General features: G+C 45.6%; 17 protein-coding genes. 13 read left to right on the top strand and 4 right to left on the bottom strand.

Annotated elements, in window-relative coordinates; all coding sequences use genetic code 11:
* Positions 1-103: 103 nt before the first annotated feature.
* Positions 104-1,405 carry a flagellin N-terminal helical domain-containing protein gene (locus tag EV210_RS23365; RefSeq protein ID WP_279388520.1) on the bottom strand — a complete coding sequence of 434 codons (1,302 nt, stop codon included), beginning with the start codon at positions 1,403-1,405 and terminating at the stop codon, positions 104-106.
* A 438-nt stretch (positions 1,406-1,843) separates the two neighbouring features.
* Here EV210_RS23365 and EV210_RS20695 point away from each other — a divergent pair, with 438 nt between their 5' ends.
* A complete protein-coding gene (locus tag EV210_RS20695) occupies positions 1,844-2,527 on the top strand; it encodes a response regulator transcription factor (protein ID WP_132083265.1) in 684 nt (227 codons plus the stop codon).
* 59 nt (positions 2,528-2,586) lie between these two features.
* Here EV210_RS20695 and EV210_RS20690 read toward each other — a convergent pair whose 3' ends face one another.
* A complete protein-coding gene (locus EV210_RS20690; protein WP_132083264.1) occupies positions 2,587-3,021 on the bottom strand; it encodes a MarR family winged helix-turn-helix transcriptional regulator in 435 nt (144 codons plus the stop codon).
* 348 nt (positions 3,022-3,369) lie between these two features.
* On the opposite strand from EV210_RS20690, the gene EV210_RS20685 reads away from it, so the two are divergent.
* The 5 genes from EV210_RS20685 (at position 3,370) to EV210_RS20665 (ending at position 6,825) form a co-directional block, all read left to right on the top strand.
* Positions 3,370-3,807: a deoxycytidylate deaminase gene (locus EV210_RS20685; protein ID WP_132083263.1), complete on the top strand. Its 438-nt coding sequence runs from the start codon at positions 3,370-3,372 to the stop codon at positions 3,805-3,807.
* A gap of 180 nt (positions 3,808-3,987) precedes the next feature.
* On the top strand, positions 3,988-4,323 hold the full coding sequence (locus EV210_RS20680) for a hypothetical protein (RefSeq protein WP_132083262.1): 336 nt from the start codon (positions 3,988-3,990) through the stop codon (positions 4,321-4,323).
* Positions 4,324-4,359: 36 nt separating this feature from the next.
* Complete coding sequence (locus tag EV210_RS20675) at positions 4,360-5,028, top strand: transposase (RefSeq protein ID WP_132083261.1); 669 nt, start codon at positions 4,360-4,362, stop codon at positions 5,026-5,028.
* Between the two features lie 146 nt (positions 5,029-5,174).
* Positions 5,175-5,444, top strand: coding sequence for an ACT domain-containing protein (locus EV210_RS20670; protein ID WP_132083260.1), 270 nt, complete (start codon positions 5,175-5,177; stop codon positions 5,442-5,444).
* 22 nt (positions 5,445-5,466) lie between these two features.
* A complete protein-coding gene (locus tag EV210_RS20665) occupies positions 5,467-6,825 on the top strand; it encodes a PFL family protein (RefSeq protein ID WP_132083259.1) in 1,359 nt (452 codons plus the stop codon).
* A gap of 57 nt (positions 6,826-6,882) precedes the next feature.
* On the opposite strand, the gene EV210_RS20660 is transcribed toward EV210_RS20665, so the two are convergent.
* Positions 6,883-9,156 (bottom strand): HD domain-containing phosphohydrolase, encoded by a 2,274-nt coding sequence (locus tag EV210_RS20660; protein ID WP_132083258.1) that lies wholly within the window; start codon positions 9,154-9,156, stop codon positions 6,883-6,885.
* Positions 9,157-9,316: 160 nt separating this feature from the next.
* Here EV210_RS20660 and EV210_RS20655 point away from each other — a divergent pair, with 160 nt between their 5' ends.
* Positions 9,317-10,963 (top strand): hypothetical protein, encoded by a 1,647-nt coding sequence (locus tag EV210_RS20655; RefSeq protein WP_132083257.1) that lies wholly within the window; start codon positions 9,317-9,319, stop codon positions 10,961-10,963.
* 37 nt (positions 10,964-11,000) lie between these two features.
* Here the strand turns inward: EV210_RS20655 and EV210_RS20650 are convergent, their stop codons facing one another.
* Complete coding sequence (locus EV210_RS20650) at positions 11,001-11,774, bottom strand: serine hydrolase (RefSeq protein ID WP_243650655.1); 774 nt, start codon at positions 11,772-11,774, stop codon at positions 11,001-11,003.
* A gap of 134 nt (positions 11,775-11,908) precedes the next feature.
* Here EV210_RS20650 and EV210_RS20645 point away from each other — a divergent pair, with 134 nt between their 5' ends.
* The 6 genes from EV210_RS20645 to atpB all read left to right on the top strand — a co-directional run bounded on the left by EV210_RS20645 (position 11,909) and on the right by atpB (position 16,711).
* Positions 11,909-12,568 carry a nucleoside triphosphate pyrophosphohydrolase family protein gene (locus EV210_RS20645; protein WP_132083255.1) on the top strand — a complete coding sequence of 220 codons (660 nt, stop codon included), beginning with the start codon at positions 11,909-11,911 and terminating at the stop codon, positions 12,566-12,568.
* A gap of 215 nt (positions 12,569-12,783) precedes the next feature.
* Positions 12,784-13,821: a glycosyltransferase family 4 protein gene (locus tag EV210_RS20640; RefSeq protein ID WP_132083254.1), complete on the top strand. Its 1,038-nt coding sequence runs from the start codon at positions 12,784-12,786 to the stop codon at positions 13,819-13,821.
* A gap of 97 nt (positions 13,822-13,918) precedes the next feature.
* Positions 13,919-15,076 carry a non-hydrolyzing UDP-N-acetylglucosamine 2-epimerase gene (wecB, locus tag EV210_RS20635; RefSeq protein WP_132083253.1) on the top strand — a complete coding sequence of 386 codons (1,158 nt, stop codon included), beginning with the start codon at positions 13,919-13,921 and terminating at the stop codon, positions 15,074-15,076.
* Positions 15,077-15,401: 325 nt separating this feature from the next.
* Positions 15,402-15,626 (top strand): AtpZ/AtpI family protein, encoded by a 225-nt coding sequence (locus EV210_RS20630; RefSeq protein WP_132083252.1) that lies wholly within the window; start codon positions 15,402-15,404, stop codon positions 15,624-15,626.
* Positions 15,619-16,023 carry an ATP synthase subunit I gene (locus tag EV210_RS20625; RefSeq protein ID WP_132083251.1) on the top strand — a complete coding sequence of 135 codons (405 nt, stop codon included), beginning with the start codon at positions 15,619-15,621 and terminating at the stop codon, positions 16,021-16,023. The genes EV210_RS20630 and EV210_RS20625 overlap by 8 nt, the downstream gene beginning before the upstream one ends.
* 4 nt (positions 16,024-16,027) lie before the next feature.
* The gene (gene atpB, locus EV210_RS20620) at positions 16,028-16,711 is read left to right on the top strand and encodes a F0F1 ATP synthase subunit A (RefSeq protein ID WP_132083250.1); all 684 of its coding nucleotides are present in this window, start codon (positions 16,028-16,030) and stop codon (positions 16,709-16,711) included.
* Positions 16,712-16,730 lie beyond the last annotated feature (19 nt).

Raw genomic sequence — 16,730 nt, 5'->3', positions numbered from 1 at the left:
TTTTATTCTTTTTCGCCTATATTTTATCTGCTCAAGCAAAGAAGGCTGCCACAAAACGCTTTTTTTCAAAAAGCATTTTGCGACAGCCCCTTTTTAGTCCTATTTATTTAAGCAAGCTCAATACCTGCTGGGGTTGTTGATTAGCCTGCGCCAGCATTGCTGTTGCGGCCTGAGTCATAACGCTCAGCTTTGTATAAGTGGCCATTTCGGAAGCCATATCAACATCGCGGATGCGGGACTCGGCAGCTGTCAGGTTTTCGCTGGAAGTGGTAAGGTTATTGATCGTGTGATCCAGACGGTTCTCAATAGCACCAAGCTTGGAGCGCATAGTGGTTACGGTAGCGGTGGCCGTGTCAATTACGCCTAGAGCGACATTTGCAGCATCCTGAGTATCAACCTGAAGATTGTTGACTCCCAGTGATTCGGCATCCATATTGTCGATAGCAATCGTGATACTTTGACCTGTATTAGCGCCAATCAAAATAGTGGAAGATTTGTCGCTGCCGGTATTCTTAGCAGCTTGCGTTTGAGTGAAGTCTGATAAAGCATTGGTTGCTGCAGTGACAGAATCGCCATCTGAATCAGTAACGGTAATCGTTAAGCCATAGACGGAATTAGCTGTACCGGTTGCAGCGGCCGTAGCAGTCAAAGCGCCGGAAGTGGTGTCAACAGTGAGACCCAAATCATCTGCAACAGTTTTGGTAGCGCCTGTAGTAGCGTTTCCATCTTTGTCGAAAGTGCTAATATCTTCTAAATCAGCGAGGGTAGTAGTCGCTGTAACATCCAGGCTGCCTGTGACCAGAGCGCCATCTTTCATATAGCTGACTGTGACAGTGTCTCCCGCTTTTATGCCAAGCGAGTTGCCGTCTGCATCAGTCAAATCCGTTAGCAATGCGGTGGTATCAGTGAGTGCGGCACCGGCGGCAGCTTTGACAGCTGAATTGGAATCAATACTAGCTTGCTCAGTAGTTTTACCGCTCATAGAACCATCTAAGAGCTTTTTCGTATTAAATTCAGTTGTATCGGCAATCCGGTTGATTTCTTTTACCAGTGCATCCACTTCATCCTGGATATTCGCACGGTCGGCATCGGTATTCGTGTCGCTGGCTGATTGAACAGCTAGCTCACGCATACGTTGCAGGATATCAGTGGTTTCTGACAAAGCGCCTTCTGCCGTCTGCACCATCGATATGGAATCTTGGGCGTTCGCGCTTGCCTGGTCAAGACCACGGATTTGACCGCGCATTTTTTCTGAAATAGCCAGTCCTGCTGCGTCATCGGCCGCAGTATTGATCTGATAGCCTGATGAAATCTTTTGCAGCGATTTGTTCATAAGGGTGCTGTTGGAATTGAGCTGGTTGTACGTGTTTAAAGCGGAAAGATTGTGATTAATTACCATTGCCATTGTAAATTCCTCCTTGATTTTCCCGCATCTGTACCTTCCTTGTTAGACAGATGCTAATAATATAAATTTGACCAGAAAAACAATAATTAAGTAGTTTGTCCCTCCTTTATTGCTGTTCTATACTTAATTTCGCAGACAAATATTAAGGAATTATTTAGTATTTGTCGTGATGTAAAAAAAATAGAAAGTTTTTTTCAGAATCAAATTCAAATACAATGTAAATTTGTAACAATATATGTACAATCAATCATTAGGTGTAAAAAAGTTAACACCGCTAAATAAGAGCGATTATGGAGGTAATGTGAAATGTTGTGACAAAAAAATCTAAAATCTGCATAAAACTAAATAAAATATTAATAATTATTTGCGAAAATAGGGTTGAGGATCCAAGGACGGGTAAACTTTCACAAGGCTGTGTAGTAATTGAAGGTGTCAGGTATGAAATTGCTACTAGTAGATGATGAAAAAAATTTGACAGAGGCATTATCGTATTTATTAAAGAAAAACGGTTTTGTCGTAGACGTTGCAAGTGACGGGGAAACAGGTATCGAAATGGCCTGTACGGGAAGTTATGATATTATTATTTTGGATCGTATGCTGCCGGGGCAGGACGGATTGTCTGTACTGCAGGAATTCCGCAGTCTGGGCCATGATACACCGGTAATGATATTAACCGCTAAGGATACCCCTGAGGATCGTGCCGAGGGTTTGAATGCGGGTGCAGATGATTATCTTGTAAAACCTTTTTTTACGGTAGAATTGCTGGCTAGAGTGAATGCGCTGGCTCGCCGCCGCAGCAAGATTATGGTAGAAAATATTCTAACTGCTGATGATCTGGTGTTTGATCCTCAGCGCGGGCAAGTAACGAAGAGTGAAGAAACAATTCAATTAACCCTGAAGGAATCGCAGCTGCTGGAACTGCTAATCCGCAATCACGGATTGGTCGTTACAAAAGAACGGATTCTGGAAAAGGTGTGGGGCTATAATTCAGATACAGAGGAAAATACAATTAACATATATATTCACTATCTGCGGAAGAAGCTAAATATATCCAATTTAAAGACTGTCCGCGGAGTCGGATATTACTTACAGAAACAAAATATTGCCAAAGCAGCTAATTAACAACAAAAAAACAGTTCTGTCATAAAAGTGACAGAACTGTTTTTTTGTTGTTTTTCAGTCTAGGGAAGTTTTTGTATGAGCTGGGAAAAAGCTGTAGCGGCATCATGCAGGCTTTGCAAATCACTTTCCGTTAAATGAGACAGCTTGGCATCGATAACAGAAAGCTTAGTCAGCCGGTCTTTTTCCAGCAAATCCAACCCTAACGGAGTAAGCCGGATGCGGATAATTCGCCGGTCAACAGGATCATATTCGCGTTGTACATATTTTTCTTTTACTAATTTATCAATGATAGGTGTAACCTGCTGCTTGGGCATCAGCATTTCACCGGCAAGAGCCGTCATTGTACAGGCGCTGTGTTCTTTTAATAACAGCAGGGCATGCATTTGCATCGGGCTAAGTCCTGTTTTGGACTGTTGGGCTACAGTCCGAAAGAATCGTTTTTCCAGTAGCGGGATTAAGTGAAATAAGGTTTCCGCAGTTTTTACATTATGCAAGAGAAAGCCCCCTAGTTATTTGTGTAAACAGTATAGAATGTTGATGGGGTAACAAATGTGCAACAATCTATAATATAATAGTAAGCATTATATGGAGATTCAGCAAGAGGGAAGTGAAGGGAATAATCATATAGAAATGTAAAACAATTGACATAGATGGAAGAATAAGCATTTCAGTTTCAATATGCCCGGAATATAGAAAATAATGTATATCTGCAACGCGGCTGCCGGGCCTCCAGTTAGGGATTGGGGTGGATTTTGCAGCAGCCGGAACATTTTTCGCCTGAGAGGTTTTTTTTTTACCGAGAAGAATAATATGAATAGCGATATTATTACGGGAGGATATTCATGCGCAAAAACTGGGATACTTATTTTTTGGATATTGCTTTTCAGGTTGCTGAACGCAGTACCTGCCTGCGCCGGCATGTAGGTGCAGTGATTGTTAAAGATAAGCGGATAAAGGGAACCGGTTATAATGGCAGCCCGGCTGGCTTGCCGCACTGTCTTGATGACGGCTGCGAAATGCAGGATGGTCACTGTATACGCTGCATTCATGCAGAGCCGAATGCGTTGCTGGAATGTACTCCCGATGAGCGCCGGGGAGCCACTTTATATTGTACTGACCGGCCTTGCCCGGAGTGCCAAAAGCTGATTATTACTTCCAGAATAGCGAAAATCGTATATGGCCGCGACTACGAACCCTATGTAGACTGGTTTAAGCTCGCCCCGTGGATTGAGGTCGTTCATCTTCCCCGGCAGGAACCCTTAAATCATGGAGACAAATAAAAAAGAGGCAGGAGCCTCTTTTTTTTGTTTAATTAGCTGGGAAATGGGGACTGTCCCCATTTCCCAGCTAATGATGTCAGCTTAAAAAGACTAAAAATTCAGTTTTAATGTTGCGAATAGAGTAGTATGGCTATATAATTAACAATAGAACATATGTTTGTTAAATGGAGGGGAAAATATATGGAGCCGCTTCGTGCACAGGAAATCTTAGCTACGCTGGCTGATGGAATGGATCCTTTTTCTGGAGAATTCCTTCCGCCCAATAATATCTACCAGCAGCCGGATGTCATTCGCGCCCTATATATTGCACTTAAGGCGCTTGATGGAGATTGCAGCAAGAAATTGCAGCGAAAACTACCTGATAATGCAGGTACTCCTTGGTCGAAAGAGCAAGAAGCGGTATTAATTAGTTACCACACTCAGGGGTTGCCAATTAAAGATATTGCTATACAGATGCAGCGCACCAATGGCTCCATAAAGGCACGAATGGAGAAACTTGGATTGATTTCAGAATGAAAAAAGGGGACAGTCTCCTTTTTAGGGAGGTTGCTAATGCCGAGAAGCGCACGGGGCTTAGTAAATGGAATGGTTTATCATGTTCTGAATCGAGGCAATGAACAACAACAATTATTTTATGATGCGAATGATTATACTTTCTTTAAGGAATTATTATATAGAGCCAAGGCGCGTTTTGGCTTATTTATCTATGCTTATAGCATTATGCCGAATCACTTTCACTTAGCAATTAAATCCGGGCAAGCGGATGGCATTAGTCGAGCTATGCAATGGATTATGACGCGGCATGTATTGTATCATCAAAAAGTATATAATACGTGTGGACACATCTGGCAGGGCCGTTTCAAAAGTTTTGCTGTATCAACTGATTCATATTTAATAAATTTACTTCGATATATTGAAGCCAACCCGGTAAGAGCAGGCTTGGTGAAATGTTGTAGTGAGTGGCGATGGTCATCGTATGGTGAAAGGAAGCGTGATAAGGCCGGCTTAATTGACTATATTATTGACTTGCCTGAGCCGTGGATGGAATTTGTCAATCAACCACTAGACAATGAGTGCTTAACAAAGCTTCGAATAAGTGTTAAAAGACAAACTCCGTATGGAAATGAAAACTGGGTAGAGAAGACATTAGGGCTAGAATCTACGATCCGGCCTGTAGGGCGACCCAATAATAAAAAGGGGACAGTCCCATTTTTTGTTTGATTAGCTGGAATTAACAAAGAAAATAGTTTATTAGTGTTAATAATACTTGGCAATTTCAATAAAGAATGTATAATATAATATTATACACGTATACATATGTACTTTAGAACGAAACAAGCAGGCAATATGAAGAAAGGCGTGAGATTATGAAAGTTGTAATTACTGTTGTCGGTCAGGATCGTGTAGGTATCATTGCCACTGTCAGCGCCGTATTGGCGGAAAATCAAATCAATATTGTGAATATCAACCAGAATATTGTGGATGGATTTTTCAATATGGTTTTGATCGCAGATATGTCTGGTGCCAAAATTCAATTAAAAGATTTGCAGCAAATCCTGCAGCAAAAAAGTGAAGAGTTAGGCTTGGAGATTAAGGCTCAGCATGAAGATATTTTCCGCATTATGCACAGGATTTAGAGCTTAACAGGAGGCACAGGATATGTTAACAATACAAAACATACTGGAAACAAACCGGATGATTGAAGAAAACAAGCTGGATGTGCGGACCATTACGCTGGGAATCAGTCTACGTGATTGTGCTCATCCGGATATTACGGTATTTTGCCGTAATGTATATGATAAAATCACCAAGGCTGCTGAAAATCTGGTACGCGTTGGCGAAGATATTGAAGCAGAATACGGAATTCCGATTATTAATAAACGAATTTCCGTTACACCTATCGCTATTGCCGCCGAAAGCTGCCATACTGACAGCTATGTGCCGGTAGCACAAGCGCTGGACCGGGCTGCAAAAACAGTAGGTGTCAATTTTATCGGTGGATTCAGTGCGCTGGTTGAAAAAGGATATACCAAAGGAGACCGGATCTTACTGCAGTCTATTCCGGAAGCATTGGCGCTAACAGAACGTGTATGCAGTTCGGTTGGAGTAGGTTCGACCAAAGCCGGTATTAACATGGATGCTGTTAAAGAGATGGGGATCCTGATTAAGCGAACAGCCGAACTGACAAAAGACCGCGATGCCTTAGGCTGTGCCAAACTGGTCGTTTTCTCCAATGCCGTAGAGGATAATCCTTTTATGGCAGGTGCTTTTCACGGGGTAACCGAACCGGAGATGAACATCAATGTGGGAGTCAGCGGTCCTGGTGTTGTTAAGCGCGCCCTGGAAGAAGTAAAGGGCGCCCAGTTTGATGTGGTAGCTGAGACCATAAAAAAGACGGCTTTCAAGATTACCCGCGTGGGACAGCTGGTTGCGCAAGAGGCTGCAAGCCGTTTAGGCGTTCCTTTTGGGATTGTTGATTTGTCATTAGCCCCTACTCCGGCGGTAGGCGACAGTGTAGCTTATATTTTAGAGGAAATGGGCCTGGAAAGCTGCGGTGCTCCCGGGACTACGGCAGCACTGGCCCTGTTAAATGATGCCGTCAAGAAAGGCGGCCTGATGGCTTCTTCCCATGTTGGCGGTTTAAGCGGCGCCTTTATTCCGGTAAGTGAAGATGCCGGCATGATTGCTGCTGTCGAAAGAGGCTGCCTGACTTTAGAAAAACTCGAAGCAATGACCTGCGTTTGCTCGGTAGGCTTAGATATGATTGCCGTTCCCGGTGACACGCCGGAAGCCACAATTTCGGCAATTATTGCCGACGAAGCGGCGATCGGAATGATCAATAATAAAACGACAGCTGTACGCATTATTCCTGTGCCGGGGAAAGCTGTCGGCGACCGGGTTGAGTTTGGCGGCCTCTTGGGTCATAGCCCCATTTTGGCGGTAAACCGCTTTGGCTCGGCTGATTTTATTGCCCGCGGCGGCCGTATACCGGCTCCGGTTCGCAGCTTGACCAATTAATCTGTCTGTAAATAAACAAAAGGTCTGTCTCAAATTATTGAGGCAGACCTTTTTTGATTAGTTTGCTGAATGATTCGTTTCAACGATTCTTATAAATAGTTCCACCAATTGCGGATCAAACTGGGAACCGGAACAATGTTTTATTTCGCTGATTGCGGCCTGAGGAGTCATAGCTTGCCGGTAAGGGCGATCGTTTGTCATGGCATCATAGGCGTCGGCAATGCCCAATATGCGGCAGGCCAGCGGGATATCATAAGCTGCCAGGCCTAAAGGATAACCTTTACCGTCCCAGCGTTCGTGGTGCTTTAAGATCCAGTCCGCAATCGGCGTAAGGTCAGGCGAAGACTGAGCTATCCGATAGCCTATTTCGGAATGCCGCTGCATAATGGCGTATTCTTCGGCGGTCAGTTTGCCTGATTTGAAAAGGATCTGGTCAGGTACTCCGACCTTGCCAATATCATGAAAGCGGGCAAGCAGCCTGAGATCGGAAATCGTGCTTGCCGCCAAGCCTAATGAATTTCCCATATCGGCAACAATGTCCTGCAGACGGTCGGCGTGGCCGTCGGTAATAAAATCCCGGGCTTCCATAGCCGTAGAGAGTGTTTGAACGATAGCACTGCGATTACTTTGACTGTGGTGCAGCTTTTCACGATACATATTATTATCGGCTTCTTTAAATACTGCATTCATAGGGACGGCGGGATCCGATTTAATTGCCATGCCAACGGAGATACTGATAGGGATCAGCGGATTGGAAAGACTGTACTCCGTACTGGCAGTGCGAATGCGCTGACAGGCCTGCTCAGTGGCTGCCATATCGCTGAAAGGCATTAGAATAGCAAACTCATCACCACCGATCCGGGCGACAACATCACTTGCCCGAAAACAGCTGCGGATAACTTGCGCTGTAGCTTTTAGCAAAGCATCGCCTTGCGAGTGACCCAGTGTATCGTTTACGAGCTTTAAACCGTCCAAGTCGCAGACGATCAGGCCTACAGGGCATTGACGGCAGTCTTCCAGCCGCAGCATTTCCTCTTCGAAATAAAGGCGGTTGTACAAACCGGTTACCGGATCGTGCAGGCCAATATAGCGAAGCTGCTGCTCCATTTGCTTACGGTCGGTAATATCGCGGACAATGGCCAGTATATCACCGTGCAAACAGGCGACAAAGCGCATTTCCCGGTGCCTGAGCTGATTATTAATCATAATTTCAAATTCAAAGCTTTGGTTCTTTTTACTTTGTACTGTTTCCACAGCATAATACAAAATGCGGTCAGTTAATGTTTCAGGCAGGAACTCACCAATATTTCGTCCGATCAGCAGTTCTTCGGTGGGCAGTGCCAGGTGAAAGTCGCGGGCAGCCTTTAACCAGAGAATCGTTCCGGTAGGATCGAGCCGCAGGATAAAATCAGGATAAGCTTCAATAAGTGCCCGGATATGGGACTCGCTGGCCTGTAAAGCGTGTTCAATTTTACGGCGTTCAATCAGTTCGTCCTGTACCGATTGATAAAGCCGGGCATTATCCAGAGCGAGAGCGGCGAGCTCAGCAAAGCTTTGCAGGAAAGTCAGCTCACTGGTGCTGATTTCCCGGTCTTCGGTATAGTTCATGCCGAACACACCAATAATTTTGCCGTCGGATTTCAGCGGAATGCCGACGGAGGTTCGGGTACTATCAAAATTGGTAAAGGGAAGGCGGTAATTCCATTGATGATAATTGCGGATAACGAGTGGCTGCGCTGTTTCCCAGACTCTTCCGACAAGCCCTTCCCCCAGCTTCTGGCGATAGCCGATTTCTCGCAAGTCAAGTCCAATGCGTATTTTTAGCTCCATATAGTTTTCATCGGCTGTTAACAGGCTGATAAATCCATATTGCGATTTACCAAAGGCCATGGCCGTACTGACGATGGAGGACAGCAAATCATCTGATGACAGGCGGCTCATTAAGGCAAGTGACGTTTTATGGAGAAGATTGAGGTACTCGTTATGATGGCGAAGTTGTTCGTCATTCACCAGCAGCTCATCGCATTGCTGCCGGAGTTCTTCTTCCATAGCAGTAACTTCTTCGTAGGCTGCCGTTAGTTCTTCATTACTGGATAATAAATGATGCTCTTTTTGTACAAGTCTGGCAGTGTAACGGGTAATAAGGATGTACAGCATGATCGTGGTTACTGCAATGAAAAACCATCCCTTGGCTACTTCCAGACGATTAAGCAGTTGTTTATCACTGATCAGATAATCCAGTATCAAACCGGAGAATAGAATCCATAGACAGCCAATAATTAAATAAGAAAAGCAGATGGTCAAAGCGGGGCGCTGATAAGATGGTTTCATAAACAAACACCTCCGGACACATCACGGCAGCAGATAATACGAAGAGATTGGGAAGAATCTGCCGATTTTTATACAATATTTCGTTACTTCGTTATTATCCTGTATTTTCCTGCAGGATTGGATATTTATGGACATGCATTAAAAGACGGGAGGCGTTAGAGTGAACGACGATACTACTGCAGCTAATTACTGTCCACAATGGCCCGAAACAGTGATTTTCTGGGGGGCAGGCGCAACACGGGCACTTTATCTGCGCACAACGGCTGAATTAGGGCAGGCTGTCTACCAGCTTGCCGTGCTTCAAGAGGCGCTCGGGAAGCGCATTGCCCGGCAGTTTCACCTGCAAGAGATTGCCGGGCCGGTAGAGGATTTATTCCAGGTGCTGAGTGAGCAGGGAGAATGTACGGAAGCTTTGCAAAGGCTATTCCCCGGCATGACGGAAAAGCAGTGCGCAGCGAAAGGGGAGCAGCTCAGACGGACCTATGACTGGGCGACTTTATGCCGGTTAGTTCATATTTGCCCGGGCCATTCGGACCGGGACTTTAGGCTGCAGGATTTGTTTACGTTGCTTGATATGCACATTGCCAGCCATCATGGTTTTTTTGTCAATGATCCTGATGGGGACAGTCGTCAATTTATTCCGCCGGAACAGCTTCGACCTGCCCGCAATGCACTCGTCATGGTAATCGGTTTGCTGCACTACCATGATTTTCATTATAACCTGGCTGCTAATGCTGCTGTTTTTACAAATTACATTGAATTTGCCACGCTGCTTGCCCGCTTAATGCTGGAGGAGGGGCAGCGGCTGTCGCAGCAAAAAGCCTATGATCAGCGGGAGTTTTATTTATTCAGTTATGCTGTAATTTCAATGAATTGGGATCCGGTCTTACTTTGGCTGCTTTTTAATGCGCACAACCGGGTAAATGATTGCTCTGAAGCAAATTCAATACCTCTAAAGCTGTTTCAGGATTTTAGTCATTTTATGGGGCTCCGCCAGGTAGACGGAAGTTCGCCAGGAGTATGGTATCCGCTGAATGAATCAGTAGTGCAGCGGCTGAATGATGCCCACAGCGGTGCCAACTGCCGCGTCCGGATTGGCAAATATTATATGCCTCATGGCTGCTCCGGCTGGCGGGAGTGTCCGAATTGCGGCAAGCTTACGCTGTACCTGGGCGATGAATGGCGGTTTGATTCGGTCAGTCTCTATGCACCGCCGCTCATCAATGCCCTGTCTGCCGACTGGCGGCGGCCGCGTTCCCGCCAGGAGCACAAGGCTTATGAGCAGGGCTGTTATGATGCTCTCCAGTGTGCTTACTGCGGTGCGCTTACTGAGCTGAAACACACGCCGCTGGTGATGCAGACAGGGATTAAAGGCCGCAATGCCGCTTTCGTGGAGGAAATTCATCATGACATGCGAATTGCTTTGGAAAATGCCGAGCACATTGTATTGATGGGCTATACTCTGCCTGCCGATGACGTTATTTATCGCAGTGTGCTGGCGGCACGGCAAAAAAGAGGAATTTGGAAACGCCCCTGCTGCTCGGTTATCGTCGGACAGCAGCAAGATGCTCCTGATGGCTGGCTGGCAGGCCGTCAATTAACCGAATATCTGGAGAGAAACAGCGGCTCCTCTTTTGCGCGAACCATTCGCGCGGCGCAGGAAATATTTGACCCTGACCAGGTACGGGGTTATGCCAGGGGAATTCCGCAAGTCTTTCTGGGCGCAGACGGCCATGCCTGCTATGACAAAATTCGCGAACTGTTATATCCTGCCGCCCGTTTTCCGGGGCATGAAGTACAGCGTTAAAAATAAGAAGGTCAGGCCTATCAACGGCCTGACCTTCTTATTTGCTTGTGCGCAATGCATTATAAGCCTTTGCTGCCACTTTGGCGATGAAATCGCTGGCGTAATCAGAATTACCGGCTATTGTGTAGACACTGACCAGAATTTGGTCCCGGCCGTCGTCAATGATGCCTACATCACACAGCACATCGTCCAGCTGGCCAACCTTGTGCATGACCGGTGTCTGCATGTAGCGTGGAATTTCATCATGAAATATTGTATTTGCCAGGTTATTTTTAAGGCTGAGGGACTTCTCTCTGCCTAAGTACCGTTCTGAGTTAATGCTTTCAAACACCTTCGCCATTTCATAAGGAGTAGTGACGCTGTGATACTGGTACTTTTTGAAGGCGTCTTCATTATGTATGCGTGTTTGCTTAAGCCGCAAGTCTTTGGTGACCTGCTTGAGCGCATCGGGCTTTACAGTCTGAATTTCATCCAGCAATTCATAAAAGGAGTCATTATCGCTTATGCGCATCATGTAGCCAATATCGGAGCTGTATAGGTCTTTTTTGGCGTCAGGGGCTTTATCATACATATACTTGTATACAGCCATTGCGACTACCAGTTTACTGGTTGAAGCGGTAGGAAAAACAGTGTCCTGACCATAGGTAATGGTTTTACTGGTTTTCAGATTTTTAGCATAAAAGCCGACCGTACCATCAAACTGTTTTAGTTCATTGATGACCTCACGGGGAGGCAGCGAAGCGGCCGAAACAGAAAGCGGACTTATAGCAAGCAGCAGCAGCAAGGTAACCTTTTTCAACAAGAAAATCACCTCGTTAATGGATTATGTAAATATTATAAAAGAGATGCAGGTTTTTGGCGAGAGAAATTCCAAAATTCTTGAACAGGCTTTGCTAAATATGGTACAATTTTTTCGGATAGTCGCATTAAAGCAAAGAGGTAATCATGTTAGATACAATCTATTTGCCCAAATTAAACAACTTAAGACCGACAATGGATTCAACCCTCTGGAAAGCAATGGAGGAAGCCGGTGAATTAGCCAGGGCGGTACTGAAATTCCTGCCCTACGAACATTTATCACCCCAAGAGGTTGCCTGCCACAGCTCGGCGGCAGGCCTGCTCAGCGATGTGTCGGAAGAATTGCTGGATGTGGCCCAGACCTGTGTTACAATGATTTTTGTAATGGAAGATTTTTATCAGGTACGGGCGGATGCCTTGATTGGCGAACATTTGGCCAAACTCCGTGATAAGGGATATTGTTACGATTTTTCCAAATCGTACTGTATTGCTACTGCAGGTAACTTCAAGTCACTGAATCTCCCCCGGTTGTCGCTGGACCAGGTGACGCTATTAACAACAGTATGTAAGATCCAGGAGGAAATTGGCGAATTGACGCAATTTCTCGGGAAACAGTCCGGGGCTTCCGGTGAAGCCAGCCGGCTGAGTGACAGTGAGGTGCTGGCAGGCTGTGCCGAAGAATTGCTCGATGTTGCCCAGTGCTGCTTTACGATGATGTATATTCTGGCCGAACGCTACCAGGTTGATGTAGAACAACTGGTCAATGGACATGTGGCTAAACTCAGACGGAAAGGTTATTGTGCCTAATTCGTCATTATCCGGGGTATTCTGCCTTTTCCTGTGCATTATACGTGGCAATAATGAAAATACTAGCTGTAAGGCCTAGAGGCTATGGATGCTGTCAATTGACAAGTTTTGCTCCTGTAAGGTACAATTGGACTGTTGCGTATCTGTTGTGGTTCACGCAGCTTCTTTTTGTGACGGAATACGCCTAGGTTTGCACTAGAAATGAGGTGGTACTGATGCAAACGTATTGGGTTGCATTTACGGTAGCGTTGGCTGTAGCGTACTTTTCAACGCCATGGGTAAAAAACTTAGCTGTAAAAGCAGGAGCGCTTGATGCGCCTGATGCTCGAAAAGTTCATAAAATGCCGATCCCCCGCATGGGTGGATTAGCTATTTATTTTGGTTTTGTATTGGCTGTACTGGCAAGCATGCATATCAGTCATGAAGTTGCCGGCTTACTGCTGGGCGGCACGGTTATTTTGATGGTTGGCATTATTGATGATATGATACAGCTGTCGCCTAAAGTTAAGCTGGGCGGACAAATCCTTGCTGCCGTTGTCCTGATACTGTTTGATGTTCGCATTGAATGGCTCACCAATCCTTTTGGTGAAATGCTGTATGTGGACTATTTCTCAGTACCGCTTACGATATTATGGGTAGTAGGATTGACCAACACCGTTAACTTGATTGATGGTCTGGATGGCTTAGCTGCAGGGGTGTCTACGATAGCTTCCATTACAATTCTGCTGGTTGCTTTGCAGCAGAACTTTTGGACAGTTGCTATTTTGACAGCTGCTCTGGCTGGCGCCGCACTTGGCTTCTTACAGCACAATTTCAATCCTGCCAAGATTTTTATGGGCGATACAGGAAGTATGTTTTTAGGTTATACGCTGGCTGCCGTTTCCATTATGGGAGCGGTAAAAAGTGCCGCTACGATTGCTTTGTTTGTGCCGATTGTGGCACTCGGACTGCCGATTATGGATACGGCCTTTGCAATTATTCGCCGTTATATGAGCGGCCGGCCTATCTTCAAGCCGGATAAAGGACATCTGCATCACCGGCTGCTGGAAATGGGAATGACGCAAAAACAGGCAGTGCTGCTTATGTATGTGATCAGCGGCTGTCTCGGCCTAAGTGCCATTGCTCTTACGGAGGTCAATAAATTTCTTGGCGCATGCATCGTCGCTCTATTGGTAACGGTGGCTGTTGTCGGCGCTAAAAAGATTGGCGTTTTAAAGAGCAGTGACTCTGTTGAGAGTCATTTAGCAAAATAGTCCTTGAAAGGGCGGGCATAGGCCCGCCTTTTGTACATCATGCAGAAGGGAAGCGGGAGACCTTGAAGTTTACTCCCAAATCAAGGAGGAATGTATCATGTCGCGCATTAAAGTAATGACCGTGTTTGGAACCCGTCCAGAAGCTATTAAAATGGCTCCGGTCGTATTGGAGCTGACCCGCTATCCGGAATATATAACACCTGTTGTGACAGTAACCGCCCAGCACCGGGAGATGCTTGACCAGGTACTGAAGCTATTTTCGATTTCGCCTGACCATGATCTGGATATTATGTGCCAAGGGCAAACGTTATTTGATATTACCTGTCGGGGCATGCAAGGATTAAATTCTGTTTTTGAACAGGAAAAACCGGATCTGGTGCTTGTTCACGGTGACACTACCACCACTTTTGCCGGTTCGCTTGCCGCTTATTACCACCAAATCGCAATTGGCCACGTAGAGGCGGGTCTTAGAACCGGGAATAAATATTCGCCTTTCCCTGAGGAAATGAACCGCCGGTTAACAGGCGTACTGACTGATTACCATTTTGCCCCGACTGCAGGCTCGCGGCATAATTTGCTGAGGGAAGGCGTAGGCGACGAAAACATATTTGTTACCGGCAATACAGTTATTGATGCTTTGATGAAAACGGTTGACGACCAATATACATTTACTGATCCGCTGTTGTCCGGTATTGATTATCACAACAGGCGAGTCATTTTGGTAACAACTCATCGCCGTGAGAATCTGGGTGAACCAATGCGCCATGTCTACCAGGCGCTTAGGCAGATTGTTACAGAGTTTTCCGATGTGGAAGTGGTCTTCCCCGTACATAAGAATCCGCTTGTTCGTGAAGTGGTCAGCCAGGAGCTGGGGGCGATGCCCCGTGTGCATTTAATTGATCCCCTTGATTACCAACCTTTTGCGAACTTAATTGCCCGCTCTTATCTGGTGTTGACGGATTCCGGCGGTATCCAGGAAGAAGCGCCGTCGCTGGCCAAGCCGGTATTGGTTTTGCGCGATACGACGGAACGCCCGGAAGCGGTAGCGGCCGGAACTGTTAAATTAATCGGCACAGAGCGCGAAAGAGTTTATCAGGAAACCAGACAATTGCTGGTGGACCGGAGCGAGTATGAGCGGATGTCCAATGCCGTAAATCCTTATGGGGATGGTAAGGCAGCACAGCGTATTGTTCAGGCGATTCTATATCGTTATGGCCTTTGTGAAAAGCAGCCCGAAAATTTTATTTCAATTTAAATGAAAAAATAGAAATTTTTAATTAAATTGTGCAGGAATTTGCAATATTACGGCGAACTATATCTATATAAGGCGGTATACAGCATTTGATGTTATTGTTTTCGTAGCATCAGGTCCTGTGTTTTTTGCCGGAAATAGTTTGCGAACTATGTAACCTGCGGTCTTTTCTTTAACAGAGAGAAGATGATAGTACGTTACGCCTAGGTTGTTTTTGCGTATTCGCAAGATAAGCCTAGGTGTTTTATTTTCGTGCATCTTTCGGTCTGTTGATATTTCAGAAAGGAACGTATATAATATTCATAAAAGTCTGCCAGGCGGTGGTCGCATGGAAAACAAGGACCGGGAACAGCTTTATGCAGCGATAAGCATGGTTGGTAGTATGGGCCTGAGTATGGTGGCTGCTATTGCAGTTGGACTCTTCCTGGGCAGAGTGTGCGATAACTGGCTCGCCAGCTATCCGTGGGGGGCTATTGGTGGTATCGTATTAGGAATGCTTGCCGGAATATGGAGTATTTATAAACGGGCAATGGAAAATAAAAGTAATGAATGAATACATCGGGTTGTTAAAGCGCATACTGAGTCATCTTCTGATGTGGATAGTGCTGGTTGCAGCTGTTTTATATGGAACAGATCATCAGAACTGGATACTGGGATTTATCGTTGGTGCAGGGGCCAGTATTGTTTACTTTATATTAATGAGCTATCGGATATTGAAAAGCTTAGAGGTTATGCCGTCTAAAGCGGTTTCTTATATGCGGGCAGGCTGGCTGATCAGATTGTTTTTTGTGATTCTGGTTCTGATTTTGGCCCTGAAAATCCCCGGCATTCATTTTTTGGCAGCGATAGTGGGACTATTCTCGCTTCAATTTATTATTGTGCTTGAGGCTGCGCTTTTTGTGTCCAGGCATTATACCTCTAAAGGAGCAAATTCTGTAAGAAAGGAGTGAAATTATGGAGCATGGTGGAGGACATGAGATTGGCGCGCATAAGCTGGCCCATTTTGCCGGTTTAACGTTCAATCTTGATACGCTGTATATGACCTGGCTGACGATGGCAATTGTTATTTTCATCGCTGTCTTAGCTACCAGGCGGCTGGAAATGGTGCCTAGAGGCTGGCAGAATGGTGTTGAATACCTGGTCGAGGCTTTAATGGGTCAGATTGTGGGAACAATCGGTCCGCGCGGGAAGATGGTAGCCCCATTGTTGATTACATTATTCCTGTTTTTGCTGATTGGCAACTGGCTGGGACTGGTGCCGAGCTTTACGTCACCTACGAATGACCTTAACACGACGTTGGGCCTGGCATTGATGATTGTACTTATTGTAAATCTTCTGGGGATTTGGAATAAAGGCTTGGGTCATTTTAAGCATTTTATTACACCTAACGTATTTTTCTTACCCATTAATATTATTGAAGAAATCTCCAAGCCGGTAACGTTATCTTTCCGTTTATTCGGGAATATTCTGGCCGGTGAAATCCTGATTATCATCTTAGGCAGCTTGCTGCCGATCTGGATGCCGATTCCGTCGGTAATCTGGCTGGGCTTCAGCGTAATTGTGGGTGTTATTCAGGCATTCATTTTTACAATGCTGTCAATTTCTTATCTGTCCAGTGTATTACAGGACCATCACTAATCCTCTATCCCTAAAATAG

This window comes from Anaerospora hongkongensis (genome assembly GCF_004339805.1).
In the GTDB taxonomy this organism is placed as follows: domain Bacteria; phylum Bacillota; class Negativicutes; order Sporomusales; family DSM-15969; genus Anaerospora; species Anaerospora hongkongensis.
Note: the sequence above shows the minus strand (reverse complement) of the source record. Positions and strands in the feature narration are given on the sequence as shown.